The sequence below is a fragment of the Nonomuraea insulae genome (genome assembly GCF_042656245.1).
The window spans coordinates 159,538-186,245 of sequence record NZ_JBHSPA010000052.1; the positions used below are offsets into that span (position 1 = coordinate 159,538).

Here is a 26,708-nt window from a genome sequence, read left to right on the forward strand (position 1 = left end):
CGCGACGGCAAAGGTCTCCCAGGAACGCGATGGTCGCGTGGGGCGGCTCATGGTCTCCTCCAACACGTACGGGATGCGCCCCAAGTCTCCCGGTTGGCCGCGCGGGATGTCGAGGCGCGATGCTTAGCCTATGAGCATCAGCTGGTCCCTGGTCATTCCGGTGAAGACGCTGGTCGCGGCGAAGACCCGCCTGGCCGCCGCGACAGGCCCCCACCGCACCCGGCTGGCGGTGGCCGTGGCCAGCGACACCGTGGCCGCCGCACTCTCGTGCCCGCCGGTCGCGCGGGTCATCGTGGTGACGGCCGATCCCGCCGCGGCGGGGCCTCTGGCCGCGCTCGGCGCCGACGTGGTGCCCGATCCCGACCGGGGGCTGAACACGGCGTTGCGCACGGGGGCGGCGCATGCCGTGCTGGTGGCGCCCGGCGACGGGGTGGGCGCGCTCCAGGCCGACCTGCCCGCCCTGCGGCCGGCGGAGCTGGCTCTGGCGCTGGAGGCGGCGGCGGAGTTCGACCAGTCGTTCGTGCCGGACGCGCTGGACGTGGGGACGACGTTCTACGGTGTACGCCCTGGGCGGACGTTCGCGCCGAGGTTCGGCGGGGAGTCGCGGGCCAAGCACCTGGCGGGCGGGGCCAAGGAGTTGTGCGTGCCGGGGATCGACTCGGTCAGGCGCGACGTGGACACGCCGGACGATCTGCGCGCGGCCATCCGGCTGGGGCTGGGCAGGCACACGGCGGCGGTGGTCAGGGACCTGTGGCCGGACGACACCCCGCCCTCCGATGTGTGGCAGGGCGCGTGATGTGTGGCAAGGCATGTGGTCTGAGGTAGTGCGTCTGGTGTGCGGCCGGGCGTCATCCTGCCTTCGTCAGCCTGATGCCGGGGGCGGTGACTACGGCCAGGTACGACAGGGCGAGCATGATGACGCCGGCGGCGAAGACCGCGTAGCCGCCCAGCCACTCCCCCAGCAGGCCGCCCGCCAGGCCGCCCAGCGGGGTCGTGCCCCACATGATGAAGCGCATGCTGGCGTTGACGCGGCCCAGCAGGTGTTCCGGGGTGATGCGCTGGCGGTAGCTGAGCTGGACCACGTTGAAGATCACCCCGGCGGCGGAGGCCAGGGCCGATGCCACGGGGAAGGCCAGTAGCCGCCAGCCGGGGCCCGTGGCCAGAGCGGGCAGTTGGAGGACGGCGACGAGGACCGCGGAGCCGTACAGGGTGGCGCCGATCCCGAACCGGGCCGTCAGCCCGCCCACCAGCGGCGCGCCCAGGAGGGCGCCGACGGCCGAGGCCGACAGGAGCAGGCCGTAGGCGGTGGCTTCGACGTGCAGGTCCACGACGAGGTAGAGCGGGTAGCCGACGGCGGTGATGCCGAGGGCGATCCGGGTGAGCGCGCCGCCGATGGCCACCCTGCGCAGGACCTGGTCCTGGACCACGAACGCGATCCCCTCCGCCACCTCCGCCCGCAGCCGCCGCTTCGGCCCGGACTCCGGCCGCTCATCCAGCCGCTCATCAGGCCGCGGCCGCCGTTTCGGCCTGGACTCCGGTCGTTCCCCCGCCCGGATGCCGGACAGCAGGTGCGCCGAGACCAGGTAGCCGAAGGCGTCGGCCAGGAGCGCGAACGGGGCCGTGATCGTGGCGACCAGCCAGCCGCCCAGCCCGGGCCCCGTCAGTACGGAGACCTGCCGGGTGACCTCCAGACGCCCGTTGGCGCGTTCGAGGCCCTGCCTGGGCACGATCGCGGGCAGGAAGCTCATCTGGGCCACGTCGAAGAACACGGTGCCCACGCCCAGCACGAGCGCGACCGCGTACAGATGGGGCAGGGTCAGCACGCCCAGCCAGGCGGCGGCGGGGACCGTCAGCAGCGCGAAGCCCCTGACCAGGTCGGCCCAGACGAGGATCGGGCGGCGTGGGCGGCGGTCCACCCAGACTCCGGCGGGCAGGCCGATCAGCAGGAACGCGGCCGTCTGGACCACGTTCAGCAGGCCGAGCTGGAAGGCGCCGGCGTGGAGAGCCAGCACGGCGGTCAGCGGCAGGGCGACGATCGTGATCTGAGTGCCGAGGACGGTGACCCAGTTGGAGCAGACGAAGCGCCAGAAATCCCCCCGGAGATTCATGACGTGATCGTGGATGCTCGTCCAGCGCGCATCAACCGATTACGCTGATCGCGTGCAGGCGACGGTACGCACTTTCGACGAGGCCACTCGCTCGGGCACGGTCTTCCTCGACGACGGGACCGTGCTGGAGTTCGGCACACCCGCCTTCGACGCGGGGCCGCTGCTCCTGCTGCGCTCGGGCCAGCGGGTGAACCTGGCGATGTCCGGCGGGCGGATCAGCTACATCACGCTGTCGACTTTCCCGGTGCCGGACGCCTGAGAAAACGGACGCCCGGGCCGGGGCCCGGGCGTGCTGGTCCGCTGGATTTACTTCCTCTTGCCGATTTTCTTGCCGCCCGCGTTCACCAGCTCTTTGAAATCGGAGCCGGGACGGAACTTGGGTCCCCAGCTCTCCGCGACGTTGATTTCCGCACCGGTCGACGGATTGCGCGCCGTGCGGGCGGGCTTGTTCACCATCTCGAACGCGCCGAAGCCCGTGATCGAAACCTTGTCGCCGCCGGCCACGGCCTTCTGGATGGCGTCGATAACCGCATTGACGGCCTCGGTGGCCGTCTTCCTGTCGCCCACCCGATCCGCGATGGCCTCGACGAGTTCACGCTTGTTCATGAAAGTCCTGCTCCCCCAGTTACGGCTCGGGAGTTCGACGTAGAAACCCCTTACGCGCTCGAAAGTAGGCGGGATCGCGAGGGAACTCAATCACCCAGCGTGTTTTCCCCCTCGCGTGGCGTGTCGAAAGCGTCGTCAAGGGAGGCCAGAAACGCTTCCAGGCGCACCGCGGCCCTTTCCGGATCACGCTTGGCCAGGTCGCAGATCGCGAGATAGCGGCGCGCCAGGCGTTCCTTCTCGAGAGCGGACTCGGTGGCGGGCTCGGCGGCGGGCAGCATGCGGACGCGGCGGTGCGCCTCGCGCAACCGCCGCGCCAGTTCGTCGTCTTCTAGACGGTGGTCGGCAGCCATGGCTGCCGACCATTCTCGTACGTGCCCACCTCTTCGGCGTGACGCAGGGTCAGCCCGATGTCGTCGAGCCCCTCCAACAGCCGCCAGCGGGTGTAGTCGTCGATCTCGAACGGGACGACCTCATCGGCCCAGCGAACCTGGCGTTCCACCAGGTCGACGGTCACTTCCAGCTTCGGGTCCGCCTCGACGGCCGTCTGCAGGGCCTCCACCTTGTCGTCGGGCAGGATGACGGGCAGCAGGCCCATCTTGGTGGAGTTGTTGCGGAAGATGTCGCCGAAGCGGGCGGCGATCACGGCGCGGAACCCGTACTGCTGCAGCGCCCAGACCGCGTGCTCGCGGGAGGAGCCGGTGCCGAAGTCGGGGCCGGAGACCAGGACCGAGCCGCCCTCGTAGACGGGGTCGTTCAGGACGAAGGTCGGGTCCTCGCGCCAGGCGGCGAACAGGCCCTTCTCGAAGCCGGTGCGGCTGACCTGCTTGAGCCAGACGGCCGGGATGATCTGGTCGGTGTCGACGTTGCTGCGGCGCAGCGGCACCGCCGTACCGGTGTGGGTGGTGAAAGCGTCCATCTGAGTCTTCTCCTTACAGGTCGGCGGGCGCGGTCAGGCGGCCGGTGACGGCGGTCGCGGCGGCGACCTGCGGCGACACCAGGTGGGTGCGGCCACCCTTGCCCTGGCGGCCCTCGAAGTTGCGGTTGGAGGTGGAGGCGCTGCGCTCGCCGGGCTTGAGCGTGTCGGGGTTCATGCCCAGGCACATCGAGCAACCGGCCTCGCGCCACTCGGCGCCGGCGGCCCTGAACACCTCGTCCAGGCCCTCCTGCTCGGCCTGCCGCTTGACCATCATCGAGCCGGGCACGATCAGCGTGCGGGTCTTGACCTGGCGTCCGCGCAGGATCTCGGCGGCCGAGCGCAGGTCCTCGATGCGGCCGTTGGTGCACGAGCCGACGAACACCGTGTCGACCTCGATCTCACGCAGCGGCGTGCCGGCGGTCAGTCCCATGTACTCCAGGGCGCGCTCGGCGGCCGAGCGGGCGACCGGGTCGGCGAAGGAGTCGGGGGTCGGCACGGACTCGCCCAGCGGCAGGCCCTGGCCCGGGTTGGTGCCCCACGTGACGTACGGGGTCAGCGTCGAGGCGTCGATCTCCACGACCTTGTCGAACGCGGCGTCGTCGTCGGTGCGCAGCGACTTCCAGTATTCGACGGCCTGATCCCACGCCTCGCCCTCGGGCGCGTGCTTGCGGCCCTTCAGGTAGGCGAACGTGGTCTCGTCGGGCGCGATCATCCCGGCGCGCGCGCCTGCCTCGATGGACATGTTGCAGACGGTCATGCGGCCCTCCATGGAGAGCTTGCGCACGGCCTCGCCGCGGTACTCGACGATGTAGCCCTGGCCGCCGCCGGTGCCGATCTTGGCGATGATGGCCAGGATCAGGTCCTTGGCCGTGACGCCGGGGGGCAGTTCGCCGGAGACCTCGATGGCCATCGTCTTGGGCCGGTAGGCGGGCAGCGTCTGCGTGGCGAGCACGTGCTCGACCTCGGAGGTGCCGATGCCGAAGGCGATGCCGCCGAACGCGCCGTGCGTGGAGGTGTGAGAGTCGCCACACACGATCGTCATGCCCGGCTGCGTCAGGCCGAACTGCGGGCCGATGATGTGCACGACGCCCTGCCCGGCGTCGCCCATCGGATAGAGCCGGATGCCGAACTCGGCGGAGTTCTTGCGCAGCGTCTCGACCTGCTTCTTCGACACCGGGTCGGCGATCGGGCCGAGCACGGTCGGGACGTTGTGGTCCTCGGTCGCGATGGTGAGATCAGGGCGTCGCACCTTCCGGCCGGCGAGACGGAGCCCGTCGAACGCCTGCGGGCTGGTCACCTCGTGAATGAGGTGCAGGTCGATATAGAGCAGATCCGGTTCGCCCTCCGCGCGACGGACTACGTGTTGCTCCCAGACCTTCTCGGCCAGTGTGCGGCCCATGATCTCCTCCTTGAGAATCCTCCGACTTGCTTTCTCATATGTCGAGACGGCAGTATCGGTGTATGGACAACTCTAGCGGAGTCGGAGTACTCGACAAGGCGGTTCTTGTACTCAATGCCCTGGAAGCGGGCCCCGCTTCACTTGCTCAGCTCGTCCAGGCCACCGGCCTGGCCCGACCCACGGCCCACCGGTTGGCCGTCGCCCTCGAGCATCACCGCATTGTGAGTCGTGACACGCAGGGCAGATTCGTCCTCGGGCCCCGGCTTTCCGAGTTGTCCACCGCGGCCGGTGAGGACCGGTTGCTGGCGGTGGCCGCGCCTGTGCTGATGCAGCTCAGGGATCTCACCGGGGAGAGTGCGCAACTCTATCGCCGCCAGGGTGACGAACGCGTGTGCGTGGCCGCGGCCGAACGGTCCAGCGGACTGCGTGACACGGTCCCGGTGGGATCGGCGCTGCCTATGACGGCAGGTTCGGCGGCGCAGATCCTGCTGGCCTGGGAGGAGCCCGACCGGCTGCACCGCGGGTTGCGCGGGGCCAAGTTCACCGCCGCCACCCTCGCCTCGGTACGCCGCCGGGCCTGGGCCCACAGCGTGGGAGAACGCGAGCAGGGGGTGGCCAGCGTGTCGGCTCCCATAAGGGGCAGCGGCGGCAAGGTGATCGCGGCCGTGTCCGTCTCCGGACCCATCGAACGGCTGACGCGCGCTCCCGGGCGACTCCACGCGGTGCCCGTCATGGCGGCGGCCGAACGGATCACCGAGGCGATGCGTCGCACGTCATGATCAGCCAAACCAGGTATTTGGGGAGCCGACTGCCTCGCGGGCACACTAGCCTGAGTGCGTGACAGATCGCATCGAGGTAGCCGCCACTGAGCTGCGACCCCTGCTCGAAGAGTTCATCATGTGGGCGCGTGTGAACGCCCCCGGAAGCGACCCCGAGCTCGTAGGGCCGCCAGCTCTGTGGCACCGTCTCGCCTTCTCGCAGGACCTCGGCACGTGGAAGCGCGCCGACCTGCGTAACCTTCTGCTCGACCGGATGCCCAAGGTCGTGGAGGATCCCGACGCCGCCGCCGACGGGATGCTCCCCGCCGTGGACGCGTACCTGACGTTCCTCTCTCAGACCGGCCGGTTGGCCGAGGGCTCCGACTCCCTCGCCGATCTGCAGGCCGAGCTCGACGACGTCGAAGACGAGTTCGTCGATCTCATGGAGGAGCTGCTCGACGACGCCGAGGGCGACGAGGAGGAGGACGAGACCGGCGATCTGGGCGACTTCGAGCCGTTCGCCGACGAGCTGGCCGAGCTCGACACGATCAGGCTGCGGCCCGACTCCGAGCTGGCCGCCGCGGCCCGCGAGGTGCCGCTGGTCGCCAAGGCCCGCGATCTGGCCGTGTGGGTGGGCTCAGGGCGCCGGGTGGGCGAGGACACCCTGCTCACCGACGCCGAGGTGGAGGAGGCGCTGGCGGCCACGGGGCTGCCCAGGCCGGAGACCGACGGCCCCATCGCCGAGGCCGTGCCCCAGCTCTGGAACATCTGGAACCTGGCCGTCGACCTCGAGTTCCTCGAACCGGGCGAGGGCGGCACGGTGGCGGTGCAGGACGACACCGCCGAGTGGCCGTTCGACGACGACGAGGACGTGCTCGACGCGTGGATGCTCGGGCTGCACTCGGTCGACTACGGTGACCCTGAGCTGGACGACGACGACCTCACGATGGCCCTGGCGGGCCTGACGCGGGGTGTGCTGGTCCGGCTGCTGCTCGCGGGCGGCTCGCGCGACCTCGACGAGCTGACGCGGGATCTGTCGGAGGCCGCCGCCGACCTCGACGAGATCGGGGCCGACGCGTGGGAGGCGGCGGGCGACCCGCTGGCGCCCGCGATCGAGTGGCTGACCGGCTACGGCATGGTCGAGCTCGCCGAAGGAACGCTCCGCCTCACGCCGCTCGGCACCGAGGGCGTCATCCACCTGGTGGACGACGCCGACATCGAGGTGGACGCGCGGCCGGCGATCGAGTCCATGAGCGCCCACGAGTTGCTCGCGCTGAGCGCCGAGCTTCCCGAGGAGGAGGCCGACGCGGAGTTCGCCGCCTGGATGCAACTGCGCGAGCCGGCCAAGGCGGCCGAGGAGCTGCTGGAGGCGGCCTCCGAGGACGACAGCGACGCGCTGATCAGGGTGCAGGCGGCCAGCGTCGTCGGCACGCTCGGGGAGTCCGCCGTCCCCGCCTGGCAGGCCGCGCTCAAGCAGCCCTCGCTCCGGCCGTACGCGGCGACGCACCTGAGCCAGCTCGAAGTGGAGGGGGCGCCCGAGCCCACCCAGGACGACACGCACTGGCTCATCCTGGACATGTGGACGATCTCGGCCGGGCTGGGCCGGTCGGAATTCGTGAGCAGCCTGCAGGACATCGGGCCCGATATGGTCAACAGCCTGCTTGAGGTGGTGTGGAAGATTCCGCATGCGCATGTGGAAGAACTGCTCGACCTGATCTCCCAGGTCCACCCGGACAAACAGGTCGCCAAGACCGCCCGCCGCGCCCTGTTCAAGGCTCGGTCCCTGTAGGCAGTCATTTGTTGCGTTTTATGAGCTTTGCGTGTTGTAGTGCGCTTTGCGCGGAACGCCCCCGCCAGCTGGCGGGGGCGTTCCCTTTCCCGCCGCACAATCTGGCAGCCAGCTTTTACGCCGACGGCGGGGTGCCATTCCCAAGACATCCCCGCCTTTACGCTGACGGCGGGCAACCCCACCCACCACACATGGCCGGCCTCCATCCAGGGAAACGCTCCTCCGGTTCACGGGGCCGGGCACCGTCACGTGCGCGCCGTGGGCCGTCAGCGTGAGAGTCGGGAACCGATCAGGAGGGCGTGAGAAGGCGGGAACCCCACCAGGACGGGTGAAGGCCGGGAACCCCACCGGGAGGGTGAGGAGTCGATGACCGGACCGGCCAGGAAAGCCTGAGGAGACGGGAACCGGCTGGAAGGGGTGAGGGTGGGAACCGGCTGGAAGGCGTGAGGGTGGGGAAACCGACCAGGAAAGGTGAGGGGTCGGAGACCAGGCCGGCCAGGACAGCGTGAGGAGCCGGGAACCGGCCAGGACAGCGTGAGAGGTCGGAGCCCGCGAGGAACCGTGAGAACCGGTGAGGGACCAGAAGGTCGGGGCCGGGGAAATGAAAACGCTCCGGGCTGTGGGCGCCGGAGCGGTTGATGTAGACGTAGTCCCGACCGGATTCGAACCGGCGCTACCGCCTTGAGAGGGCGGCGTCCTGGGCCACTAGACGACGGGACCTTCGTAAGCTTGTGACCGTGGTAGTCCCGACCGGATTCGAACCGGCGCTACCGCCTTGAGAGGGCGGCGTCCTGGGCCACTAGACGACGGGACCTTGTCCACAAGCTGGTGTGCCGGGCCTCCCCGGCAACGCAGGTAACTCTACCGCACCCGGAAGACCACACCAAACCGCTTATCAGCCCATCAGATCGGCTCTGTAGCGGCGTACCCAGTCCCCCATCGGGCCCCTTTCCCACAGCGGATCGAACTCTCCAAGGGGGATCGCCACCTCCGGCCTGCCGGTGGCTGGATCCACGGGTACACGGGCCAGGCGTTCCCGCATCCATCCGGGTATCCGGGGCGGCACCGTACGCTCCCCCCAGCCGACCAGGCCGACCGAACGCAACGGCTGGACGCGCGCCCGCACCCCTCCCGGACGGCCGACGCGGCGGGGGTCGGCGAGCTGGGTGTCCACGATGTCGATCCTGGTGATGTCGGGCCAGCGGAGGCGGACGCGGAAACCGTAGGAGTCGGTCAGCTCGACCCCGTCGGCGGAGAAGCGGGCGACGGTGCCCGAGGCCAGGCGGCGGTGCTTGGCCGCGAGAACGGCGACCAGCACGCCGGTGGCCAGTGCGCCGAGGAGGATGCCGAGTGGGGTGCTGCCGGTGAAGATGGCGCCGAGGAGGAGGCAGACGGCGAAGAAGATTACGAGCGGGGCGATGAAGGGTGCGAGGATGCGCGGGAAACTGCCCGCGCGAATACGAAATTCAGCCATAAGTGGGGCGGGACTCTACCTGATATCCAACATGCGGGGCGGGGCTGCCCCCGATATCCACCGCTCAGCACGCAGGTCACAGCGGTGCACCCTCACCAACCGATACGCGCCAGTGCCAGTCGGTCAGTAGGCCGCGCCAGTGCCGGTGCCAGTTGAGGGGTAAGCCGTGGCAGGGCCAGCCGGCGAGCAGGCCACGCCGGTGTCAGCCGGTAAGTAGACCCCGCTGGTGCCAGTCGGTGAGAGTAGGCCACGGCGGGGTCAGTCGGTGAGTAGGCCGCGGCGGTAGGCCTCGCCGACGGCGGCGGCGCGGTCGCGGACGTCGAGTTTGGTGTAGATGTGCAGGAGGTGGGTTTTGATGCTGGCCTCGCTGATGAAGAGGCCGGCCGCGGCTTCCTTGTTCGTGGATCCTCCGGCCACCAGGCGCAGGACCTCCAGTTCGCGTTTGCTCAGCCTGCCCCTCGCGGGTTTGCGAAGGTGGTCGGCCAGGCGGCCGGCTACGGCGGGGGCGAGGACGGTCTCGCCGCGGTGGGTGGCTCGGACGGCGCGGGCCAGTTCCTCCGGTGGGGCGTCCTTGAGCAGGTAGCCGCTTGCGCCCGCTTCGAGCGCGGGCAGGACGTCGGTGTCGAACGTGGTGAGCACCAGAACCCTCGGCCCCGTACCGCGGAGTCGGCGGATGGCGCTCACCCCGTCCAGGCTGGGCATGCGCAGGTCCATGAGGATGATGTCTGGGGCCAGTTCTGCGGCCAGGCGTATGGCCTCCTCTCCGTCCGCCGCCTCACCGACGATCTCCATATCGGACTCGCTGCCTAGGGCCGCGCGCAAGCCGTCACGCACGATCGGATGATCGTCGGCTATCAGGAGCCGCAATGGCATAGGTCCTCCCGTCTGAAGGTGGCCGCCCGAACGGTGGCCCATCCATCTGAAGGCGAACGTCCGAGGGGAGCTCGGTCCCAGGTGACCGTCCGAGGGGAACTCGGCCCAGGTGACCATCCGAGGGGAACTCGGTCCCAGGTGACCATCCGAGGGGAACTCGGCCCAGGTGACCGTCGGAAGGCAGTCGGCCAAGGCGGCCTTCCCGAGTTGCCCCCAACGGCGACCATCTCAAAGGGCCCTCCCCAGGCGGCCGATTCAAGGCGATCATCCCCAGATGGCCCTCCCGTGACGCCCGTCCTGTGGCGCCCGTCCCGTGACGCCCGTCCCGTGACGCCCGTCCCGTGACGCCCGTCCCATGGCGACCGTCCCGTGGCGACCGCGCCGTGACGACCGTCGCAAAGCGGGCCCTCCCAAGGCGGGCCCTTCCAAGGCGGCAGCCCCAAAGGTGATCGCTGTTGTTCATCAGCGTCTCACCGATCGGTGCTGGGTGGGATGGCGGGGATGGCGGCGGCGATGGCTGTGCCGTGGCCGGGGGTGGATTCGATGTCCAGGGTGCCGCCGGCACCGCGCACCCGCTGCCGCATGCCGTCCAGCCCGAAGCCGTCAGCGCGCTCCTGCGGGTCGAAACCCAGACCGTCGTCGCGGACGTCCAGGAGGATGAGTTCGTCCGTGTACGTCAGGGTGAGCCCCGTCCTGGTGGCTTGGGCGTGCTTGGCCACGTTGGACAGGGCCTCCTGGGCGACGCGGAACAGGGTCGTCTCCACGTCAGCGGACACGGCGACAGGTGTGCCGGTGATCTCGAGGCGGAGGTTTACGTCGGCGGCCTCGGCCCATGACCTGGCCAGGTGGGTGATCGCCTCGGGCAGGCTCGTGTCCTCCAGCGGCCCGGGGCGCAGGGCTCGTACCGATCTGCGGGTCTCCGTCAGGCCGCGGCGGGCCAGTTCGGCGGCTCGGTCGAGGTGGCGGCGGCGGGTCTCGTCCTGGGGGGAGCGGCCGGCGGCGTCGAGCTGGCCGATCAGGGCGACGAGGTCCTGTGCCACGGTGTCGTGGATCTCGCCGGCCACGCGGTGCCGCTCGTCGAGTACGCCCGCCCGTCTGGCCTGGTCGAGGAGCCTGGCGTTGAGGTCGGCGTTCTCGTCCATGGCGGTACGCAGGCGTTCGACCAGGCGGCGGCGTTTGTCGTGTTCGGCGGTGACGTACCAGCCGGCCACGATCAGCGGCACGGCCATCCCGGCGATGGCGGCGAGCAGGGTCGTCCGCGCCCCCGGGCCCGCCTGGGGGATCACGTTGGCGAGGGCCGTGAGCGCGACGCCGGCCATGACGAGCCGGGCCGGGAGCATGCCGATGGCCAGCGGGTAGCCGGCAGAGACGAACAAGACGAAAGCCGTGTTCTGGACGGCCAGGCCGCCGGCGAGGGCGAGAAGGACGAGGTAGTGGGCCACGATGAGTGTCCGGTGCGTGTCGCGGCGAGGGAAGAGCCAGGCGATGGGCGCCAGCCAGATGGCCGCCGCCACGGCCAGAAGGGGCCAGGGCACACTGAACCAGGCGGCGGGCCATGCTGATCCGTCCGGCTCGGCCGCCGATGAGTCCAGCCACGCGGCGACGGGCCCCGCCAGCCAGGCCGGCAGCGCGCCGGTGGGGGCGCCTGAGGTCGCGGCCACACCTGTGGAGATCGCGAGCAGTGCGTACGGAAGCGCCGCGTAGATCCAGCGCTCGCGTCCGTCGGGCCACCTCATGGGGTCAAGCCTGGCACGGCATCAACCGATCGGTGGATGCCCGGGGTCAACCGCTTCTCCAGCCCCGCGGCCGATGTGCGTCCTGCCTGACCTCGGCGAACATCGGAGGCATGAACGAACCGACCCGAAGAACCGCCCTCCAGTTCGCCGCCGCCGGTGCGGGAGCAGTCGCCGCCTCGGCCCTTCAGAAGCCTGAGAGGAAGAAGAAAGTGACCACGTACGTCTTCGTGTCCGGGTCCAACGGCGCGGCCGCGGCGGATTCGGAGCTGACCCTGCGCGGGCACCGCACCGTGGGGGTGACCCTGCCCGGGCATGGCCCCGAGGAGCAGTTCCGTCTCGCCTACCAGGCGCCGCAGGACCTGGCGAAGCTGGCCACGCTGCCGTCGCCGGTGGCGGGGGTGACGCTGGACGACCACGTGGAAGCCACGGTGAACGTCGTGCGCAGGGTCTCCGAGCACGGGCCGGTGATCCTGGTGGGCGGCAGTCTGGGCGGGGCGACCATCACCAAGGTGGCCGACGTGGTGCCGGAGCTGATCGATCGGCTCGTGTACGCCTCCGCGTTCTGCTGCACGAAGCTGCGCTCCCCCAACGACTACGTCGGCAGCCCGGAGGGACAGTCGAGTCTGACGCCGGAGCTGCTCAGCGGAATCGTGGGCGACCCGACCGCGATCGGGGCCGTCAGGATCAACTGGCGGACGAACGACAAGAAGTTCCTGAAGGCGGCCAAGGCGGCGTTCATGGCGGAGGCGAGCGAGGGCGAGTTTCTCGCCCTGCTGAACACCCTGCTGCCGGACGAGAGCATGCAGGTGGGCAGCGCCGACGCCAGGGGGCGGAAGGACAGGTGGGGACGGGTGCCGCGGGTGTACATCAGGCATACCAAGGACCGCACGATTCCGCTCGCCCTGCAGGACCGCATGATCAGGGAGGCGGACGAGGCGACGCCGGGCAACAAGTTCACGATCTTCTCGGTGGAGGCGTCGCACGCGCCGACGGCGAAGGCGTACGCCCAGATCACGGAAATTCTGCATCGGCTGGCGAAATGAAAAACGGATGTCTCCGTGAGGAGACATCCGTTAAATGCTGGGGTACCAGGACTCGAACCTAGACTAACTGAACCAGAATCAGTCGTGCTGCCAATTACACCATACCCCACCGAAACGGGCTCCTTCTTGGAGCTCGCCTGGCGACCTCCGAAAGAATAGCCCAGCTCGGGGGCTAAGACCAAAACGATTAGCGAACCGGCCCTCCGCCGCCCCCAGCACATGCCCGGTCGTGCCAAGCTGATGGGGACAAAACACCACGTGGAGGAGCCGAAGCGTTGGCCGAGAATCCGTTCTTCGCCCCTAGCGACCTGCCGTACGAGCTGCCGCCCTTCGCGGACATCCGCGAGGAGCACTACCTGCCGGCGTTCGAGCGCGGCATGGCCGAGCAGCTCGCCGAGGTGGACGCGATCGCGAGCGGCACCGAGCCGCCGACGTTCGCGAACACCATCGCCGCGCTCGAGCGGTCGGGCCGGATCCTCGACCGCACGGCCACGGTCTTCTTCAGCATCGCCGCGTCCAACTCGACCGACGGCATCATGGAGATCGAGAAGGAGGTCTCTCCCCAGCTCACCCGGCACAGCGACGCGATCCGGCTCAACCGGGCGCTGTGGGCCAGGATCAAGCAGGTCAGCACGGAGGACGCCGAGGAGTCGTGGCTGCTGGAGAAGTACCGCGACGACTTCGTCAGGGCCGGGGCCGACCTGTCGGAGCCGGAGCAGGACCGGCTGCGGGCGCTCAACGAGGAGCTGTCGACGCTCTCCACCGCGTTCTCGCAGAGCCTGCTGAAGGCCTCGACCGAGTCGGCGCTGGTGGTGACGGACCCGAAGGAGCTCGACGGGCTCGACGAGGCCAAGATCGAGTCGCTGCGCAAGGACGACGGCACCTACGTCCTGCCGCTGCTGAACTTCACCGCCCAGCCCGGCCTGGCCCAGCTCACCGACCGTGACGTGCGCCGGCGGCTCTACGAGCTGAGCGTCGGCCGGGCGCCGGGCAACTTCGGCGTGGCGGCCAAGATGGCGGGGCTGCGGGCGGAGCGGGCGGCGCTGCTCGGGTTCCCCAGCCACGCCGCGTACACGGTGGCCAACCAGACGGCCAAGACCGTCGAGGCGGTCGAGGAGATGCTCGGCCAGCTCGTCGGCCCCGCCGTGCGCAACGCCAAGAAGGAGGCCGAGGCGCTGGCGGAGCAGGCCGGGTTCGCGATCGAGCCGTGGGACTGGCCCTACTACTCCGAGAAGGTGCGCCAGGCCCGCTACGACTTCGACGGCTCGGCGATGCGACCATACTTCGAGCTGAACCGCGTCTACCGCGACGGCGTCTTCTTCGCCGCCACCAAGCTGTACGGGGTCACCTTCGCCGAGCGGTCCGACCTGGGCGGCTACCACCCCGACGTGACCGTGTTCGAGGTGCTCGACGGGGACGGGAGCCGGTTGGGGCTGTTCGTGCTCGACCCTTACGCGCGGGCCACCAAGCGCGGCGGGGCGTGGATGAACAACCTGGTCGACCAGTCGTTCCTGTTCGGGCTGCGGCCGGTGGTGATGAACAACCTCAACGTCACCAAGCCGGCCTCGGGGCCGACGCTGCTGACGTACGAGGAGGTCAACACGGCCTTCCACGAGTTCGGGCACGCGCTGCACGGATTGTTCTCGCAGGTACGCTTCCCGCGGGTGTCGGGCACCAGTGTGCCGCGTGACTTCGTCGAGTACCCGTCGCAGGTCAACGAGATGTGGGTGACCTGGCCCGAGGTGCTGGCCAACTACGCCAAGCACCACGAGACGGGCGAGCCGATGCCGGCCGAGCTGGTGGAGAAGCTGAAGGCGGCCGAGAAGTTCAACCAGGGCTTCAAGACCGTCGAATACCTGGCCGCCACGCTGCTCGACTGGTCCTGGCACAAGCTGGCCGCCGGCGAGAGCGTGGCCGACCCCGAGGCGTTCGAGGCGGGCGCCCTGGAGGCGGCCCAGATCGCCTTCCCGCTGGTCAGGCCGCGTTACCGGACCAACTACTTCGCGCACATCTACGCCGGCGGCTACAGCGCCGGCTACTACTCCTACATCTGGAGCGAGGTGCTCGACGCGGAGAGCGTGGAGTGGTTCAAGGAGAACGGCGGGCTCACCAGGGCGAACGGCGACCACTTCCGCGGCGAGCTGCTCTCCCGCGGCGGCAGCATCGACCCGCTGACGGCCTTCCGCAACTTCCGGGGGCGCGAGGCGGGCATCGGGCCGCTGCTCGCCCGCCGCGGCCTCAGCTGAACGACCCGACGATCTCAGCTGAACGACCGGACGGTCTCAGCTGAACGATCCGGCGGCCCGCCACGGTGGGCCGCCGGTCTGTTTCTTACGATCAGCCTCGCAGGCGCGTCAGCGCGGCGCGCAGGCGGTCCTGAGCGCGCTCGCGGCCCAGCACCTCGATCGACTCGAACAGCGGCAGGCCGACCGTGCGGCCGGTGATCGCCACCCGCACGGGGGCCTGGGCCTTGCCCAGCTTGAGCCCGTGGGCCGTGCCGACCTCCTCCAGCGCCTGCTTGAGCGACTCCGGGTCCCAGCTCACGGCCTCCAGGCGGTCGAGGTAGCCGGTGAGGATCTCCTCGGGGGAGTTCTTCATGGCCTTGTCCCAGGACACCTGGTCGAAGACCGGCTCGGTGAGGAAGAGGAAGTCGACGTTCTGGCGGATCTCCGAGAGCACCGCGATGCGGGTCTGGGCCAGCGCCGCGACCTTGCTGAACAACTCGCGGTCCCAGGAGGGGTCGAGGTAGGGCGCGCAGCGCTCCTCGAACGTCTCCAGCGGCAGCGCCCTGATGTATTCGCCGTTGAACGCCCGCAGCTTCTTCTCGTCGAAGAAGGCGTTGGACGGGTTGACGTCCGCCAGCCGGAACAGCGGCACCATCTCCGACCACGGCAGGATCTCGCGGTCCTCGCCGGGGCCCCAGCCGAGCAGCATGAGGTAGTTGACCATGGCCTCGGGCAGGTAGCCCTCCGCCCGGTAGTCCTCCAGCGCCACCTTGTCGCGGCGCTTGGACAACTTCTTGCGCTGCTCGTTGACGATCACCGGCAGGTGCGCCCAGACCGGCGGGTTCGCGCCCAGCGCGGGCCAGAGCAGCTCCTGACGGGCGGCGTTGGGCAGGTGCTCCTCGCCGCGGGCCACGTGGGTGATGCCCTGGGTGATGTCGTCCACGGCGTTGGCCAGCACGTAGAGGGGCGAGCCGTCGCTACGCGCGATGACGAAGTCTTCCTGCGCGTTGTTGGGGAACTCCACCCGGCCGCGCACCAGGTCGTCGACCACCGTGACGCCCTCGTCGGGCGTGCGGAAGCGGGCGGCGCCCGCGCTCAGCCCGCGATCGCGGCAGTGCCCGTCGTAGCCCTTCTCCTTGGAACCGGTGCGCTCCTGGACCTGCTCGCGGGTGCAGTCGCAGTAGTAGGCCTTGCCGTCGGCCAGCAGTTTGGCCACGGCCTCGCGGTGCTGCGGCTCGTAGGCCGACTGGAAGTAGGGGCCCTCGAACACCGGGTTGGTGCCGTTGATGCCGATCCAGTCGAGCGCCGAGATGATGCCCTCGGTCCACTCCGGCCGGTTGCGGGTGGCATCGGTGTCCTCGATGCGCAGGATGAACCGTCCCTTGGACCCCTCGGCCACCGCCCAGTTGAACAGCGCGGCGCGGGCGCTGCCCACATGGAACATGCCGGTTGGGGACGGGGCGAACCGCACCCGTACGTCAGTCACGGGAGACCACCTTGTTCGTGAGTGTGCCGATGCCTTCGATGCCGACGCTGACCTCGTCGCCGATCTCGAGCGGGCCTACGCCCGCCGGAGTGCCGGTGAGGATGACGTCGCCGGGGATCAGCGTCATGACGGCGCTGACGTAGGCCACCAGCGCGGGAATGTCGTTGACGAGCTGGCTCGTGCGCCCGCTCTGCCGGATCTCGCCGTTGACCGTGGTCGTCAGCGCCAGGTCGCTGGCGTCGAGATCGGTCTGGATCCACGGCCCCAGCGGGCAGAACGTGTCGAACCCCTTCGCGCGGGTGAACTGCACGTCCTTCTTCTGCAGGTCACGCGCGGTGACGTCGTTGGCGCAGGTGTAGCCGAAGATGACGTCCTTGACCCGCTCGACCGGCACCTCCCGGCAGAGCCTACCGATCACCACGGCCAGCTCTCCCTCGTAGTCGACGCGGTCGGACAACGACGTGGGATAGGCGATGTTCTCGCCGTGGCCGATCACCGTGGTGGAGGGCTTCATGAAGATGAGCGGCTCGTCCGGCACCTCGTTGCCCAGCTCGGCCGCGTGCTCGGCGTAGTTTCTGCCGATGGCGACGACCTTGGTCGGCAACATCGGGGCGAGCAGCTTCACCTGGGACAGCGGGAAACGCTCGCCGGTGAACTGCACCTGGCTGAACGGGTGGCCGGAGATCGCGGAGATGAACTCCTCACCCGGGCCGCCCTCGACCACGCCGAACGTGACGCCTTCGCCTGTGGAGAACCTCGCTATACGCACCTGACAAGGCTATCGCCGCCGTCGGAGGGGTCCGCCCATTTACGGCGTGGGCTGCCCCGCACAGGTCACGAACTGTCCATTAATGGGCCCAGAGTCCGTTTTGTTGGGCTTCGGCCGTGTTGTAGCGGTTAGCTCTGCCTATTGAGGAGACAGCGAAGGAGGGTGACGGATCATGTCGGACACGATGTCCAACCGGCCCGCGGGGACCGGTGCGACCGGTACCGTGCCGCGGGCCCGTACCCAGGAGGGCGCCGGCTCGGCGACCTCGCTGGTCACGGACAAGGGCACCACGAGCATCGACGACGGAGTCGTCGCCAAGATCGCCGGACTGGCGGCGCGGGAGGTGTCCGGCGTACACGCCATGGGCGCCGGCGCGGCGCGGGCCCTGGGCAGCATGCGGGGGATGGTCGGCGGCGACCCGAGCGTCTCCCAGGGCGTGTCGGTGGAGGTGGGCGAGCGGCAGGCGGCCGTGGACCTCGACCTGGTGGCCGAGTACGGGACCGCGATCCCGGACCTGGCCGCGGCCGTGCGCAAGAACGTGATCGGGGCGGTCGAGCGGATGTGCGGGCTCGAGGTGACCGAGGTCAACATCCGGGTGGACGACGTCCACCTGCCCGACCAGGACCGGGACCGGGACAGCGACCGGGATCGGGGGTCCGACGGGCACCGCAGGGACGCGGAACAGGAGTCCCGGGTCCGATGACGGCCGGCGGCCCGGACAGCGCACGCGCCGAGGCCGGTTCCAGCGCCGGTTCCGGTGCCGGTGCGGAGATCGGTTCCAGCGCCGATGCCGGTTCCAGCGCGGAGACCACTGCCGGCGCGGAGGCCCGGTCCAGCGCCGAGCCGAGTGCCGGCGCGGAGGCCCGGTCCAGCGCCGGTTCCGGTGCCGGCGTGGACGGCGCCGTGAGTGAGGCGCTGGCGATCGCCGAGCGGGCGCGCGCCTGCGCGGGGGTGGCCGGGCTGTCCGGCGGGCGGTTCGGGACGGTGGCCACGTACCTGCCGGGTGAGCGGCTCACGGGCGTGTCCACGGACGCGCGCGAGGTGGAGATCGCCATCGTCGCCACGCTGGACCGCCCGCTGCCGGAGACCGCCGAGGAGGTGCGGCGGGCAGTGGCGGGCCTGGCCGGGGACCGCCCGGTGAACGTGCGCATCGACGACATCATCGTGGAGGGATCATGAACAACATCCGCTGGATGCCGCTGGTCGGCATGGCCGTCGGCATCATCCTGGGGCTGGCAGGGGCGTTCGGGGGGCTGGGCGCGTTCCTGCTCGTCCTCGTGCTCGGCGCGGTCGGCTTCCTCGTCGGGTGGATCGTCGAGACCGGCGAGATCAACCTGTCCGGCCTGTCGAGGCGTAAATGACCACCATGACCACCGTGCCCGCGCAGCGTCCCGCTCCCCTGCCGGCTCCTGAGCGGCGCGGGTACACGGAGATCGCCGACCGGGTGGTCACCAAGATCGCGCGTTGTGCCGCCCTGGAGGTTCCCGAGGTGCGTGAGGTGCACCTGCACGGGCTGCCGTGGTCGCGGCCGACGAGCGGGGAGGTGCACGGTGCGCAGGCCACCGTGCGGCTGAACGTGAGCGTGGCCTACCCGTCGCCGCTGCACACGGTGGCGGCGCGGCTCAGGGAGCACGTGACGCGGCGCGTCGCCGTGCAGACGGGGCTGGACGTGACCCGCCTCGACATCACCATCACCGACCTGGGCGGTGACCCGACATGACCGCGAACGACGTGTGCCCCGAGCCTTCTGGCGCGCATCGGGCGCCCGCGGAGACGCCGACGCGGTCCAGGGCCGCCGATCGGGCGGCGGTGCGGGCGTTCCGGCCGCACCGGAGGATTCCCGCCATCGTGGTCGCCCTCCTGCTCACGCTGCTGGGCCTGCTGGTCGCCATCGAGACGATCTCGGGCCTGGTCGGGCGCCCGCTGCGCTGGATCCCGTACGACGGCCTGCTGGCCTGGGCCGCCTCGACCCTGTGGTCGAATCCGCTGTTCCTGCTCGGCTCGGCGATCGTGACGTTGCTGGGCCTGGCGCTGCTGGTCACGGCGCTGGTGCCGGGGCGGCCGAACATGGTCCCGGTACGCAGCGGCGACCCCGACCTGATCATCGGCCTGCGTCCCAAGAGCGTCACCCGGGCCCTGGCGCACGCGGCCGAGGAGGTGCCCGGCGTGCGCTCGGCCAGGGCGACCATGCGTGGCCACACCGTCGCCGTGACGCCCGTCGCGCACGGGCCTGACGGGTTCGGCGAGGAGGTGCGCGGCGCCGTGCTGGCCAGGCTGGCGGGGCTGGACCTGGTGGAGCCGTACCGGGTGGACGTGAAGGAGCGCACGTGAACAGGCGGACAGGGCGGGGGAACCGGTGGGGCCTCGCGATCGTCGGGCTCGCGCTGACGCTCCTGGGCGGTTCGGCGCTGGCCCGGGGGCTGGGGGCGTTCTCGCACGACTGGGCCGCCGCGGAGACGCCGATCGTGGACGGCAACGTGACCGGGTTCTTCGCGCGCTACAGCCCGTGGATCTGGTGGCTGGTGGCCCTGGCCTCGCTCGTCGTGGCGGTGCTGGCGTTGCGGTGGCTGTTCGTACAGGGGCGCAGGGAGACGCACAGGACGCTGCGTCTGGAGAGCGGCCCCGGCGGCGTCACGGAGGTGTCGACGGACGGGATGGCGCAGGCGGTGGCCTCCGACGTGGCGTCGAGCCCCGCCGTGCTGAGCGCCCACGCGGACCTGGCCGGCACGCGGGGACACCCCTCGGTACGGCTGCGCGTGGTCGCCGACGAGTCGGTGCCGATGGGCGAGCTGAGCCGGCATCTGTCCACCGTGACGCTGCCGCACATGCGCGACGCGCTGGACCGGGATCAGGTGCCGGCGGTGGCCCGCGTTAGCCTGGAGCCCTCACCTTCGCCGCACCGAGCCGTGCGCTGACGAGAGGGGTCCTCTGTTGTCCGTCGTGAAGATCAACGTGCTGACCGTGCCCGCCGAGATGCGCGAGGTGCTCGAGAAGCGCTTCGCCAGCCGGGCGGGGATGGTGGAGTCGGCCGACGGGTTCGAGTGGTTCGAGCTGCTGCGGCCGGTGGAGGGCACCGAGCGCTACCTCGTCTACACGCGCTGGCGCAGCGAGGAGGACTTCCAGACGTGGCAGCAGGGCGAGGCGTTCCAGCGCGGTCACGCGCAGGCCGCGGCCCAGGCGCAGGGCCCAGGTCAGGGGCACGGTCATGGGCAGGGGCCCGCGGCGACGGGCTCCGAGCTGTGGTCGTTCGAGGTCGCCGAGAGCACCGGCCCCAAGTCCTAGCGGACTCTCAGGCGTCGAGCGGGTTGCGCAGGATGCGGTCCACGATCCCATTCCGCACGAACCCGGCCGCGAAGCTCTCCGGCTTGCGCGCGCCCTGGTCCGCGACGCACACGCTGAACTCCTTGGCGAGGTCCAGCCGCGGATGACGCTCCAGCACCTCCTGCCGCACCGCGGCGGGGATCTCTTCGGTCCGGCGGCCCGAGATGTCCATGCCCGTCGAGAGTTCGAGCAGGTGTCCCTCGGGGTCCTCCTCCAGGGGCACCTCTTCCCACATGTGCCTGATGATCACCTCGCAGGCGCGGGCCCGCCGCTCGGGTGACCAGCCGGCGCCGGCGCAGAAGGCCCAGGCCACGTGCCCGCCGGCCTCCTCGTACGGGAACGTGTGGCTGTCGAACTCGGCCACCAGCCCGATGTCGTGCAGCATGGCCGACACGTACAGGAGCTCGGCGTCGAACGCGATGCCGTTGCCCCGGGCGTAGGCCGCCGCCCACAGGTAGGCCCGGATCGAGTGGTTGAGCAGCGAGGGCGTGTGGTAGCGGGCGGCCACCTCCAGCGCGCCTCGGCAGGCGGGTGTGTCGGGGATCACCAGGTCGTCGAAGTTCACATTCACCAGTATCACGAATCGAACATTCGACTTGACCAGTTGATCGCGATTCCGAAAGCATGTCCCGCCCTCATCTTTTTGTCCGGAAGGAACTGGCGTGCGCCGGCTCGCGATCCCTCTTGCCCTCATGCTCGCACTCGGAGCTTTGGGAAGCCCGGCGCAGGCCGCCGACAAGGTGACCCGTTCCGCGGAGTGCCAGGGTGACTGGCTGCCCGGCACGCCGACGGTCACGGACGTCATGAACGGCGAGATCTCGCTGGTGGGGCTGCCGGCGTACAAGCTGGGCAAGGACGTCAACTGGGCCGCGAGCCCGTACAAAAACCGGTCGTGGGAGTTCGTCTTCCAGTCGCTGCGCTGGATGGGGTCGCTCGTCGTCGAGTACGAGAACACCGGCGAGCAGCGCTACCTGGACCGCGCCACCGAGATCGCCAAGGACTGGGTGGCGAGCAACAAGTACGGCGCCCGCGGCACCCCCTCCTACGTCTGGAAGGACCACCCGGTCTCCCTGCGCACCCAGCCGCTGCTCTGCCTGAGCAAGCACGTCAACGCGAGCTGGCTCAAGGACAGCCTGGCCACGCACGCCAAGCTCCTGTCGAACGCGCGCCTGTACAAGAAGGGCCACAACCACGGCATCGACCAGGACATCGCGCTCATGGGCATCGGCTGCAGGTACGGCCGCAAGGACTGGGTCAGCCTGGCCACCGGCCGCCTCACGGGCACGGTGAAGCTCGACGTGGACGCGCAGGGCGCGCTGATGGAGCAGGCGCCCCGCTACGCGGTCTACGTGTACGACCGCCTCCAGGTCGCCATGACCAACATGAAGGAGTGCGGCCGCAAGGTGCCCGGCGAGATCGCCAGGCGCGCCGCGGCCCTGAAGGACTTCGTCGCCCACTCCACCATGCCGAACGGCTACATGGTGCCCATCGGCGACGGCAGCGCGGAGACCGAGCCCAAGATCGAGACGGGCACGCCGAAGCAGGAGGTCAAGGCGTACCGGGCGGGCTACGTGTTCGGGCGGACCGCCTGGGACAAGCCGGAGTCGGCGTACTACTCGATCAGGTACGGCCCCGGAACGAAGTTCCACGGCCACGAGGACCACCTGGGCGTGACGTACTACGCACAGGGGCACGACATCCTGATGGACGGCGGCTTCCACTCCTACGAGAAGAGCTCCTACCGCTACTGGACGCTCTCGCCCGAGGCGCACAACGTGCCGACCGTGGTGGGCGCCAAATTCCGGCCGCGCACGGCCAGCAAGCTCATCAAGACCTCCTACGGCAAGGACCGCCAGGCGTTCAGGCTGACCGACAAGGCCTACGGGGTGAGCCGCACCCGGTCGGTGCTGGTGAACCACGGCCAGGACCTGATGGCGGTGCTGGACACGGCGTCGGGCGGGAAGAAGGTCAGCAACATCTGGCGCTTCGCCCCCTCGCTCAAGGTCGTCTCCAAGAGCGGGGGCAAGGTGGTGCTGGCCGACGGGAAGTTCAAGGTCACGCTGCTGCAGCTGTCGTCGTGCGACAAGGTCGGCGGGCAGAAGGTGTCGCGGGGCGGCAAGCTCGGGTGGGTGTCGCCGACGTACCTGTCGAAGACGGCGACGAACGTGGTGGTGTCCCCGGCGGCGAAGTCGCTGCTGACGGTGATCGTGCCGGGGACCGACTCCCCCAAGGTGTCGTGTTCCGGGGGGAAGGTCTCGGTGGACGGGGTGTCGTTCTCGGCCGGACTGCTCTGAGACCCCCCGTCCAGGACGGGCTTCCTACGAGAAGTCGTGGCCCGCGCGCAGGAGGCCGTACGTGACCGCCTGCTCAAGGGCCTGCCACGAGGCGTCGATGATGTTCTCGGCCACCCCCACCGTGGCCCACTCCGCCGTGTCGTCGCTGGAGGTGATGAGCACCCGGGTGATGGCGTCCGAGCCGTGGGTGCCCTCCAGTATGCGGACCTTGAAGTCCACCAGCTCCAGGTTGGCCAGCTCGGGGTAGAGCTGCTCGAGCGCCAGCCGCACGGCCTTGTCCAGGGCGTTCACGGGGCCGTTGCCCTCGCCGGTGGCCACGATGCGCTCGCCCTTGGCGTGCAGCTTGACCGTGGCCTCGCTGACCAGTTCGCCGCCCTTGGTGCGCTCGACGATGACGCGCCAGGACTCGACCTCGAAGTGGCGCTTGCGCGTCCCTTCCACGGTGTCGCGCAGCAGGAGTTCGAAGGAGGCGTCGGCGGCCTCGAACGTGTAGCCCTTCGACTCCAGGTCCTTGACCCGCTCCACGAGCGACTTGGTGTGCTCGGGGGTCAGCTCGTAGCCCAGCTCGCGGCCCTTGAGCTCCACCGACGCGCGGCCCGCCATGTCGGAGACGAGCATGCGCATGTCGTTGCCCACCTGGGCGGGCTCGATGTGCTGGTAGAGGTTGGGGTCCACCTTGATGGCGCTGGCGTGCAGGCCGGCCTTGTGGGCGAAGGCGGAGGTGCCGACGTAGGGCGCGTGGGAGTTGGGGGTGACGTTGGTGACCTCGGTGATCGCGTGCGCGATGCGGGTCATGTCGGCGAGCGCGTCCTGGGGCACCAGGTCGAAGCCGCGCTTGAGCTGCAGGTTCGCCACGACCGTGAAGAGGTTGGCGTTGCCGGAGCGCTCGCCGTAGCCGTTGGCGCAGCCCTGCACGTGCGTGGCCCCCGCCTTGACCGCGGCCAGGGTGTTGGCCACGGCGCAGCCCGTGTCGTCGTGGCAGTGGATGCCGACGCGGGCGCCGGTGCCCGCCGCGTCGAGGACGATCTCGGCCAGTTCGTCGGGGAGCATGCCGCCGTTCGTGTCGCACAGGGCGATGACGTCGGCCCCGGCCTCGGCGGCGGTCCGCAGGACCTCCAGCGCGTAGGCTGGGTTGGACTTGTAACCGTCGAAGAAGTGCTCGGCGTCGAGGAAGACTCGCTGTCCCCCCGCACGAAGGTGGGAGACCGTGTCGCGGATCATCGCGAGGTTCTCCTGGAGAGTCGTGCGGAGGGCCAGCTCCACGTGCCGGTCGTGGCTCTTGGCGACAAGGGTCACGACCGGCGCGCCGGATTCGCGCAATGCGGCCACCAATGGGTCGTCGGCTGCCTTCACACCTGCCCGGCGGGTCGCGCCGAACGCGGCGAGTTGCGCGTGCTTCAGGTCGAGCTCTGTTCGAGCCAGCCTGAAGAACTCTGTGTCCTTGGGGTTGGCGCCCGGCCATCCCCCCTCGATGAAGCCGACGCCCAGGCCGTCCAGGTGGCGCGCTACGGCGATCTTGTCGGCGACGGTGAGGTTGAGCCCCTCCTGTTGCGCGCCGTCACGAAGCGTCGTGTCGTATACGTGGAAGCGGTCGTCGGCCATGAGTCTCTCGTCTCTGAGGAAGGTCGGTGTCAGGAAAACAAAAAGACCCCTCACGGACGTGAGAGGTCTGCGCGCTGGCGGTGTCCCTAGTGTCAGCCAGCGCGCCTGCCGATAATGAGCAGACCGTAGAACATGGTGCCGCCCAGTCTGCCACATGATTTCACCAGTCGGCACACCGGTCTCACCTCTTGGGACGCACGGCCTGTCACACCTGTACGCCGCCGCCGCCCGCGATGGCCTGCTCCAGCGCCGCGGGGTCGAACACCTCGTTGCCCAGCATCTGCCCGTCCAGCACCACGGTCGGCGTGCCCTCAAGGTGGATCTTCGCGGTCTCGGCCAGGTGCGTCTTCGCGTACGACTGCGAGGTGACACACGAGTCCACCGACGCCCCCGCCTTCCTGGCGGCCTGGACCAGCTCCTCGACGGTGAAGCCTGAGGCCACGCCGTGCGGGGCGGGCTGCATGGCGTACACCGCGTCCCTGAAGGCCAGCCAGTTCGCCTCGGGGACGCAGCGGGCGGCCGCGGCGGCGCGGATGGAGTTGGAGTGCATGGGCTCGTCCTGGAAGATCGTCACGGTGTGGAAGACGACCTTGACCTTCCCCTCCCTGGCCAGCCGCTGGATCGTGGCGTCGGTCTTGGTGTGCATGTCCTTGCACACGGGACAGTCGAAGTCCTCGAACACGTCGAGCACGGGAGCCTCGCTCCCCAGGTCGGCCAGGATCATCGAGCCGTCCGCCTGCCGGGTCAGCGTCACCCCGTCGGACGACGCGCCAGGCTCCGCGTACGCCAGCACCCCGAGCACGGCGATCGCCACGCATGCCGCCACGACCGCCATCAACCGCTTCATCATCAGCCCACTCTCGCGTCATTGATCGCGCAGACCTTACCCGACGCGCAAAACCGGGCCGCATCAAGGGCCCGCGCCGGCTCGGCCCCGATGGGCGAGCCGGCGCTTAGGCGCTCAGGCGAACGAGACGTACGGGGCCGGCATCAGACGATCTTGTGGATCCAGTTGTGGGCGTCGGGGCGGGCGCCGTACTGGATGCCCACGAGCTCCTCGCGCACCCGCATCGTCACGGGGCCCGGCGTGCCGTCGGCGACGCTCCAGGAGCGGTCGGCGCCCTTGACCGTGCCGACCGGCGTCACCACGGCGGCCGTGCCGCACGCGAACACCTCCGTGAGCTCCCCCGACTCGCAGCCGGCCTGCCACTCGTCCACCGTGATGAGCCGCTCCTCGGTCTCCAGGCCCAGGTCACCGGCCAGTTCGAGGATGGACTCCCTGGTGATGCCGGGCAGCAGGGTGCCGGTGAGCGCCGGGGTGACGAGCTTGTCGCCGAAGACGAAGAACAGGTTCATCCCGCCCATCTCCTCGACGTAGCGGTGCTCGTGGGCGTCCAGCCACACCACCTGGTCGCAGCCGTGCTCCACGGCCTGCCGCTGCGCGACGAACGCCGCGGCGTAGTTGCCGCCGCACTTGGCGAAGCCGGTGCCGCCGGGGGCGGCGCGGGTGTACTCGGTGGACAACCAGACGGAGACGGGCTTGATGCCGCCGGTGAAGTAGGAGGCCGCCGGCGAGGCGATGACCATGTATCTGTACGACTTCGACGGGTAGTTGACGCCCAGCCCCGCCTGAGTGGCGATCATGAAGGGCCGCAGGTAGAGGCTGTGCCCCTCGGTGGTGGGCACCCAGTCCTTGTCGGTCTCGACGAGGATCTCGAGCGAGTCGACGAACGTCTCCTCGGGCAGTTCGGGCATGGCCATGCGCAGGGCCGAGCGGTTGAAGCGGGCGGCGTTCGCGTACGGGCGGAACGTCACGATCGAGCCGCTGGCCTGGCGATAGGCCTTCAGGCCCTCGAACAGCTCCTGCGCGTAGTGGAAGACCGAGGTGGCGGGGTCGAGCGAGAGCGGCCCGTACGGCGTGAGCCTGGCGTCGTGCCAGCCCTGGCCCTCGGTGTAGTCGATCGAGATCATGTGATCCGTGAAGGTCTGCCCGAAACCGGGGTTCGCCAGTACCTGCTCCCGCTCGGCCGCGGTGCGAGCGTGGTCGGATAGCTGCACGTCGAAGCTGAGCTTCTGAGCGATGGTCATGACGGCGGTCCTTCTCTCTGCGATCTACCGAAATCTACCGGAACCTGTCCAGTGCTCGCGGATTCGCGAACCTGTGGCAGCGCCCAGCGAGGGCAGTCCGTACTTCCTATTGTCTCGCCATATGGGATGGCAAGCGGTCAATGGGGGGATAAGTCCGCCTGGACGCGAAAAAGCGCCTGACAGTCCTCCTCGGACCGCCAGACGCTTCCGGGCTAGGCGGT

The 26,708-nt window shown here is 69.8% G+C and carries 28 protein-coding genes and 3 tRNA genes; 14 read left to right on the top strand and 17 right to left on the bottom strand.

Annotated elements, in window-relative coordinates:
• Window positions 1-130 precede the first annotated feature (130 nt).
• Window positions 131-796, top strand: a complete 666-nt coding sequence (gene cofC / locus ACFPZ3_RS40630) for a 2-phospho-L-lactate guanylyltransferase (RefSeq protein ID WP_379519686.1) — start codon at window positions 131-133, stop codon at window positions 794-796.
• 52 nt (window positions 797-848) lie between these two features.
• On the opposite strand, the gene ACFPZ3_RS40635 is transcribed toward cofC, so the two are convergent.
• Window positions 849-2,108, bottom strand: a complete 1,260-nt coding sequence (locus ACFPZ3_RS40635; protein ID WP_379519687.1) for an MFS transporter — start codon at window positions 2,106-2,108, stop codon at window positions 849-851.
• A gap of 52 nt (window positions 2,109-2,160) precedes the next feature.
• On the opposite strand from ACFPZ3_RS40635, the gene ACFPZ3_RS40640 reads away from it, so the two are divergent.
• A complete protein-coding gene (locus tag ACFPZ3_RS40640; protein WP_379519688.1) occupies window positions 2,161-2,367 on the top strand; it encodes a hypothetical protein in 207 nt (68 codons plus the stop codon).
• 47 nt (window positions 2,368-2,414) lie between these two features.
• Here ACFPZ3_RS40640 and ACFPZ3_RS40645 read toward each other — a convergent pair whose 3' ends face one another.
• From ACFPZ3_RS40645 to leuC, 4 genes are all read right to left on the bottom strand, one after another.
• Entirely contained in the window at window positions 2,415-2,714 is a 300-nt protein-coding gene (locus ACFPZ3_RS40645; RefSeq protein ID WP_379519689.1) for an HU family DNA-binding protein, read from the bottom strand.
• An 86-nt stretch (window positions 2,715-2,800) separates the two neighbouring features.
• The gene (locus tag ACFPZ3_RS40650; RefSeq protein ID WP_379519690.1) at window positions 2,801-3,064 is read right to left on the bottom strand and encodes an SCO5555 family protein; all 264 of its coding nucleotides are present in this window, start codon (window positions 3,062-3,064) and stop codon (window positions 2,801-2,803) included.
• Window positions 3,043-3,630: a 3-isopropylmalate dehydratase small subunit gene (gene leuD, locus ACFPZ3_RS40655; protein ID WP_379519691.1), complete on the bottom strand. Its 588-nt coding sequence runs from the start codon at window positions 3,628-3,630 to the stop codon at window positions 3,043-3,045. The genes ACFPZ3_RS40650 and leuD overlap by 22 nt, the downstream gene beginning before the upstream one ends.
• A 13-nt stretch (window positions 3,631-3,643) precedes the next feature.
• Entirely contained in the window at window positions 3,644-5,029 is a 1,386-nt protein-coding gene (gene leuC, locus ACFPZ3_RS40660; RefSeq protein WP_379519692.1) for a 3-isopropylmalate dehydratase large subunit, read from the bottom strand.
• A 62-nt stretch (window positions 5,030-5,091) separates the two neighbouring features.
• On the opposite strand from leuC, the gene ACFPZ3_RS40665 reads away from it, so the two are divergent.
• Together ACFPZ3_RS40665 and ACFPZ3_RS40670 are read left to right on the top strand one after the other, a co-directional pair.
• Window positions 5,092-5,808 (top strand): IclR family transcriptional regulator, encoded by a 717-nt coding sequence (locus ACFPZ3_RS40665; protein WP_379519693.1) that lies wholly within the window; start codon window positions 5,092-5,094, stop codon window positions 5,806-5,808.
• 58 nt (window positions 5,809-5,866) lie between these two features.
• A complete protein-coding gene (locus ACFPZ3_RS40670) occupies window positions 5,867-7,576 on the top strand; it encodes a hypothetical protein (protein ID WP_379519694.1) in 1,710 nt (569 codons plus the stop codon).
• A gap of 647 nt (window positions 7,577-8,223) precedes the next feature.
• On the opposite strand, the gene ACFPZ3_RS40675 is transcribed toward ACFPZ3_RS40670, so the two are convergent.
• From ACFPZ3_RS40675 to ACFPZ3_RS40695, 5 genes are all read right to left on the bottom strand, one after another.
• Window positions 8,224-8,296: transfer RNA gene (locus ACFPZ3_RS40675), tRNA-Glu, on the bottom strand.
• 18 nt (window positions 8,297-8,314) lie between these two features.
• Window positions 8,315-8,390: transfer RNA gene (locus ACFPZ3_RS40680), tRNA-Glu, on the bottom strand.
• Between the two features lie 81 nt (window positions 8,391-8,471).
• Window positions 8,472-9,050 carry a 6TM ABC transporter family protein gene (locus ACFPZ3_RS40685; protein ID WP_379519695.1) on the bottom strand — a complete coding sequence of 193 codons (579 nt, stop codon included), beginning with the start codon at window positions 9,048-9,050 and terminating at the stop codon, window positions 8,472-8,474.
• A 258-nt stretch (window positions 9,051-9,308) separates the two neighbouring features.
• Window positions 9,309-9,923: a response regulator gene (locus ACFPZ3_RS40690; RefSeq protein ID WP_379519696.1), complete on the bottom strand. Its 615-nt coding sequence runs from the start codon at window positions 9,921-9,923 to the stop codon at window positions 9,309-9,311.
• A 470-nt stretch (window positions 9,924-10,393) separates the two neighbouring features.
• Window positions 10,394-11,659: a sensor histidine kinase gene (locus ACFPZ3_RS40695; RefSeq protein WP_379519697.1), complete on the bottom strand. Its 1,266-nt coding sequence runs from the start codon at window positions 11,657-11,659 to the stop codon at window positions 10,394-10,396.
• A 110-nt stretch (window positions 11,660-11,769) separates the two neighbouring features.
• Between ACFPZ3_RS40695 and ACFPZ3_RS40700 the strand changes: the two genes are divergently transcribed.
• On the top strand, window positions 11,770-12,702 hold the full coding sequence (locus tag ACFPZ3_RS40700) for an alpha/beta fold hydrolase (RefSeq protein ID WP_379519698.1): 933 nt from the start codon (window positions 11,770-11,772) through the stop codon (window positions 12,700-12,702).
• 37 nt (window positions 12,703-12,739) lie between these two features.
• Here the strand turns inward: ACFPZ3_RS40700 and ACFPZ3_RS40705 are convergent.
• Window positions 12,740-12,811, bottom strand: a tRNA-Gln gene (locus ACFPZ3_RS40705).
• Between the two features lie 166 nt (window positions 12,812-12,977).
• On the opposite strand from ACFPZ3_RS40705, the gene ACFPZ3_RS40710 reads away from it, so the two are divergent.
• The gene (locus ACFPZ3_RS40710; RefSeq protein ID WP_379519699.1) at window positions 12,978-14,948 is read left to right on the top strand and encodes a M3 family metallopeptidase; all 1,971 of its coding nucleotides are present in this window, start codon (window positions 12,978-12,980) and stop codon (window positions 14,946-14,948) included.
• Window positions 14,949-15,039: 91 nt separating this feature from the next.
• Here the strand turns inward: ACFPZ3_RS40710 and gltX are convergent, their stop codons facing one another.
• Window positions 15,040-16,413, bottom strand: a complete 1,374-nt coding sequence (gene gltX, locus ACFPZ3_RS40715; protein ID WP_379519700.1) for a glutamate--tRNA ligase — start codon at window positions 16,411-16,413, stop codon at window positions 15,040-15,042.
• Window positions 16,406-17,182: a fumarylacetoacetate hydrolase family protein gene (locus tag ACFPZ3_RS40720; protein WP_379519701.1), complete on the bottom strand. Its 777-nt coding sequence runs from the start codon at window positions 17,180-17,182 to the stop codon at window positions 16,406-16,408. The genes gltX and ACFPZ3_RS40720 overlap by 8 nt, the downstream gene beginning before the upstream one ends.
• 172 nt (window positions 17,183-17,354) lie before the next feature.
• Between ACFPZ3_RS40720 and ACFPZ3_RS40725 the strand changes: the two genes are divergently transcribed.
• The 7 genes from ACFPZ3_RS40725 to ACFPZ3_RS40755 are packed head-to-tail and all read left to right on the top strand — an operon-like array spanning window position 17,355 to window position 20,464.
• Entirely contained in the window at window positions 17,355-17,885 is a 531-nt protein-coding gene (locus tag ACFPZ3_RS40725) for an Asp23/Gls24 family envelope stress response protein (protein WP_379519702.1), read from the top strand.
• Window positions 17,882-18,361, top strand: coding sequence for a hypothetical protein (locus tag ACFPZ3_RS40730; RefSeq protein ID WP_379519703.1), 480 nt, complete (start codon window positions 17,882-17,884; stop codon window positions 18,359-18,361). The genes ACFPZ3_RS40725 and ACFPZ3_RS40730 overlap by 4 nt, the downstream gene beginning before the upstream one ends.
• Window positions 18,358-18,543, top strand: coding sequence for a hypothetical protein (locus ACFPZ3_RS40735; protein ID WP_379519704.1), 186 nt, complete (start codon window positions 18,358-18,360; stop codon window positions 18,541-18,543). The genes ACFPZ3_RS40730 and ACFPZ3_RS40735 overlap by 4 nt, the downstream gene beginning before the upstream one ends.
• Window positions 18,540-18,902 carry an Asp23/Gls24 family envelope stress response protein gene (locus ACFPZ3_RS40740; protein WP_379519705.1) on the top strand — a complete coding sequence of 121 codons (363 nt, stop codon included), beginning with the start codon at window positions 18,540-18,542 and terminating at the stop codon, window positions 18,900-18,902. Before ACFPZ3_RS40735 ends, ACFPZ3_RS40740 begins: the two co-directional genes overlap by 4 nt.
• The gene (locus ACFPZ3_RS40745; RefSeq protein ID WP_379519706.1) at window positions 18,899-19,513 is read left to right on the top strand and encodes a DUF6286 domain-containing protein; all 615 of its coding nucleotides are present in this window, start codon (window positions 18,899-18,901) and stop codon (window positions 19,511-19,513) included. The genes ACFPZ3_RS40740 and ACFPZ3_RS40745 overlap by 4 nt, the downstream gene beginning before the upstream one ends.
• Window positions 19,510-20,097: an Asp23/Gls24 family envelope stress response protein gene (locus ACFPZ3_RS40750; RefSeq protein WP_379519707.1), complete on the top strand. Its 588-nt coding sequence runs from the start codon at window positions 19,510-19,512 to the stop codon at window positions 20,095-20,097. The genes ACFPZ3_RS40745 and ACFPZ3_RS40750 overlap by 4 nt, the downstream gene beginning before the upstream one ends.
• Before the next feature lie 16 nt (window positions 20,098-20,113).
• Entirely contained in the window at window positions 20,114-20,464 is a 351-nt protein-coding gene (locus ACFPZ3_RS40755; protein WP_379519708.1) for an antibiotic biosynthesis monooxygenase family protein, read from the top strand.
• A 7-nt stretch (window positions 20,465-20,471) separates the two neighbouring features.
• Here ACFPZ3_RS40755 and ACFPZ3_RS40760 read toward each other — a convergent pair whose 3' ends face one another.
• Complete coding sequence (locus ACFPZ3_RS40760; protein WP_379519709.1) at window positions 20,472-21,068, bottom strand: HD domain-containing protein; 597 nt, start codon at window positions 21,066-21,068, stop codon at window positions 20,472-20,474.
• Between the two features lie 97 nt (window positions 21,069-21,165).
• Between ACFPZ3_RS40760 and ACFPZ3_RS40765 the strand changes: the two genes are divergently transcribed.
• On the top strand, window positions 21,166-22,797 hold the full coding sequence (locus ACFPZ3_RS40765; protein ID WP_379519710.1) for a heparinase II/III family protein: 1,632 nt from the start codon (window positions 21,166-21,168) through the stop codon (window positions 22,795-22,797).
• A 24-nt stretch (window positions 22,798-22,821) separates the two neighbouring features.
• Here ACFPZ3_RS40765 and cimA read toward each other — a convergent pair whose 3' ends face one another.
• The 3 genes from cimA to ACFPZ3_RS40780 form a co-directional block, all read right to left on the bottom strand.
• The gene (cimA, locus tag ACFPZ3_RS40770) at window positions 22,822-24,399 is read right to left on the bottom strand and encodes a citramalate synthase (protein WP_379519711.1); all 1,578 of its coding nucleotides are present in this window, start codon (window positions 24,397-24,399) and stop codon (window positions 22,822-22,824) included.
• A 205-nt stretch (window positions 24,400-24,604) separates the two neighbouring features.
• Window positions 24,605-25,249: a DsbA family protein gene (locus ACFPZ3_RS40775; protein WP_379519712.1), complete on the bottom strand. Its 645-nt coding sequence runs from the start codon at window positions 25,247-25,249 to the stop codon at window positions 24,605-24,607.
• A gap of 140 nt (window positions 25,250-25,389) precedes the next feature.
• Window positions 25,390-26,487: a branched-chain amino acid aminotransferase gene (locus ACFPZ3_RS40780; RefSeq protein ID WP_379519713.1), complete on the bottom strand. Its 1,098-nt coding sequence runs from the start codon at window positions 26,485-26,487 to the stop codon at window positions 25,390-25,392.
• Window positions 26,488-26,708 lie beyond the last annotated feature (221 nt).